Genomic DNA, 2,931 nt, shown 5'->3' with positions numbered 1-2,931 from the left:
AGACCTGTACCGCGGCGCTGCTCGACCCGTACGTCGACGCCGGCGGCGCCGGGGCGCCCGGCCACGCACACGGCCGCGACCACCGCGGCCTGTCGTTCGTCGACCCGGTCGCCCTGGCCGAGCACGTCACCCGGCTCGACGCCGCCGGCCTCCAGGTGCACTTCCACACCATCGGCGACCGCGCCGTCCGCGAGGTGCTCGACGCGCTGCAGGCCGCGCGCGAGGCCAACGGCTGGACCGACAACCGTCATCACCTCGCGCACATCCAGGTGATCCACCCCGACGACGTGCCCCGCTTTCGTCGGCTCGGCGCCGGAGCGAACGCCCAACCGCTGTGGGCCGCCCACGAGCCGCAGATGAACGAGCTGACGATCCCCGTCCTCGGCCCCGAACGCGCCGCCTGGCAGTACCCGTTCGCGGACCTCGCCCACGACGGCGCGGCCCTTGCCTTCGGCAGCGACTGGCCGGTGTCGAGTCCCGACCCGTTGTGGGGCATGCACGTCGCGCTCAACCGGACGCTGCCGGCCGGCGCCGCCGGATTCGACGCCGCCGCGCCCGCATTCCTGCCCGCCCAGCGGCTCGACCTGCCGACCGCGCTGCGCGCCGCGATCCAGGGCGCCGCGTACCTGAACCACCTAGACCACGAGACCGGTTCGATCACCGTCGGCCGGTCGGCCGACCTGGTCGTACTGGACCGCGACCTGTTCGAGACCGGGTCGGGCGCGCTCGCCGAGGCCCGGGTGCTGCTGACGCTCGTCGAGGGCCGCCCCGTATTCGCGAGCCCCGACCTCCACACCGCCGGGGGATCCTGATGATCGCTTTCCTCGTCCGGCGCGCGATCGGCTTGGTGGTGACCCTGTTCGTCGCAAGCTTCGCCGTGTTCGGCGCCTTGTACCTCGCCCCCGGCGACCCGCTGTCGTTCATGCTCGGCGGCCGCAGCGTCACCCCCGAAGTCGTCGCGTCGCTGCGCGATCAGTACGCGCTCGACGAGCCGTTCCCGACCCGCTACTGGGACTGGCTCACCGGCCTCCTGCACGGCGATCTGGGCGAGTCCCTGGTCTTCCACCAGGACGTCGGCACCCTGCTGGGCCCGCGTGCGGCGACGACGCTGTGGCTGACGGTGTACGCGTCGCTGGTCATCGTGGTCGTCGGCCTGGCGCTGGGTATCGTCGCCGCGCTGCGCGGTGGCAGGACCGACACGTCCATCCTCGTCGCCACCACCGTCGGCGTCGCGGTGCCGTCGTTCGTGGCGGCGATCCTGCTCATCGCGGTGTTCGGCGTGTGGCTCGGCTGGTTCCCGGTGTTCGGCTCGGGCCAGGGATTCACCGACCGGCTCCACCACCTGACCCTGCCCGCCTTGGCGCTCGCCGCCTCGGCGAGCGCGCTGATCACCCGGATCACCCGTACGTCGCTGCGCGTCGAACTCGACTCCGAGCACGTGCAGACCGCGATCAGCCGCGGTATCCCGCGCCGCAAGGTGTTCACCCGGCACGTGCTGCGCAACGGGCTCATGCCGATCGCCACCGCCGCCGGGCTCGTGGTGGTGTCCCTGGCCGCCGGGGCGGTGGTCGTCGACCGCGCGTTCGCCCTCAACGGCCTCGGCAGCCTGCTCGTCACCTCCGTCCAATCCCACGACTTCGCCGTCGTCCAGGCCATCGCGCTGCTGCTGGTGGTCGTCGTCGTGCTGGTCAACACCCTGGTCGACGTGCTGTACGTCGTCATCGACCCGCGCATCCGGAAGGGAGGCCGGGCATGACCGCCCTCGCCCCGCCCACGACCCCCGGACAGGCCGCCCGGCCGATCCCCGCCCGCCGCCTGTCCGCGCTGCTCGCGCCGCTGCGTTCGCTGGGCGTCGTGGGACGGATCTGCGGTGCGATCATCGTGCTCCTCGCCGTACTCGCGTTCCTGGCACCGTGGATCGCCCCGTACCGGCCCAACGAGATCAACCTGTCCGAGGCGCTGCAAGGCCCGTCCTGGTCCCACCTTCTGGGCACCGACGGCACCGGCCGCGACATCGCGTCCCGCCTCCTGTGGGGAGCCCGCTCCAGCCTGCTGGGCCCCCTCGTCGTCGTCACCGCCTCCACCGCGGCGGCCACCGCGTCGGCCCTGCTCGCCGCGTGGCGGCGCGGCGCGGTCGACACGCTGATCTCGCGGCTCTTCGACATCGTGTTCGGCTTCCCGGGCCTGCTGTTGGCCATCGTGGCCGCGGCGCTGTTCGGTGGTGGCCTGTGGCCGGCGGTCGTCGCGCTGTCGATCGCCTTCGTCCCGATGCAGGGCCGGATCGTGCGCGCGGCGGCCATCCGCGAACGCGAACGCCCGTACATCACCGCGCTCACCCTCCAGGGCTTCTCCGGCTGGTGGATCTGCGCCCGCCACCTGCTGCCCAACCTGCTGCCGATGATCGTCGCCCAGTCCACCATCGCGTTCGGCTACGCGATGGTCGACCTCGCCGCCATCTCGTATCTCGGGCTCGGCGTCCAACCGCCCACCGCCGACTGGGGCGTCATGCTCGCGAGCGGCCAGGCCGGGCTGCTCCAGAGCTACCCGGAGGAAGCCGCGTCGGCCGGTGTACTGGTCGTCGTCGCGGTGATCGCGTTCAACATCGTCGGCGAGCGCCTCGCCGACCGCGCCGACAAGGACACGCGATGAGCACCCTCCTCGACATCGAATCCCTGACCGTCGACCTGGTCGTCGGCGGCGGATCGCGCACCGTCGTCCACGACGTGGACCTGTCCATCGGCGCGGGCGAATCGCTCGGCCTGATCGGCGAGTCCGGCTCCGGCAAGTCCATGTCGGTGCGCGCGATCGCCCGGCTCCTGCCGCGCGGAGCCCGCACCGGCGGCCGCATCACCTTCGACGGCCGAGACGTACTCGGGTTCGACGCCAAGGCGATGCGCGCGTATCGCACCGAGGGGATCGCGATGATCTTCC

4 protein-coding genes are annotated in these 2,931 nt (G+C 72.4%); all 4 read left to right on the top strand.

Annotated features, from left to right (window positions below; translation table 11 throughout):
- A partial coding sequence (locus tag GT354_RS34460) for an amidohydrolase family protein (protein WP_161360300.1) occupies window positions 1-812 on the top strand: 812 nt, incomplete at its 5' end.
- On the top strand, window positions 812-1,756 hold the full coding sequence (locus GT354_RS34455; protein WP_161360299.1) for an ABC transporter permease: 945 nt from the start codon (window positions 812-814) through the stop codon (window positions 1,754-1,756). The genes GT354_RS34460 and GT354_RS34455, both read left to right, overlap by 1 nt.
- Window positions 1,753-2,649, top strand: a complete 897-nt coding sequence (locus GT354_RS34450) for an ABC transporter permease (RefSeq protein WP_161360298.1) — start codon at window positions 1,753-1,755, stop codon at window positions 2,647-2,649. Before GT354_RS34455 ends, GT354_RS34450 begins: the two co-directional genes overlap by 4 nt.
- The coding region (locus tag GT354_RS34445) for an ATP-binding cassette domain-containing protein (RefSeq protein WP_161360297.1) at window positions 2,646-2,931 on the top strand (286 nt) is incomplete at its 3' end. The genes GT354_RS34450 and GT354_RS34445, both read left to right, overlap by 4 nt.

The organism is Streptomyces sp. SID3343 (assembly GCF_009865215.1).
Classification (GTDB): Bacteria; Actinomycetota; Actinomycetes; order Streptomycetales; family Streptomycetaceae; genus Embleya.
The sequence above is the reverse complement of the archived record's forward strand: the minus strand, read 5'-3'. Positions and strand labels throughout refer to the sequence as shown.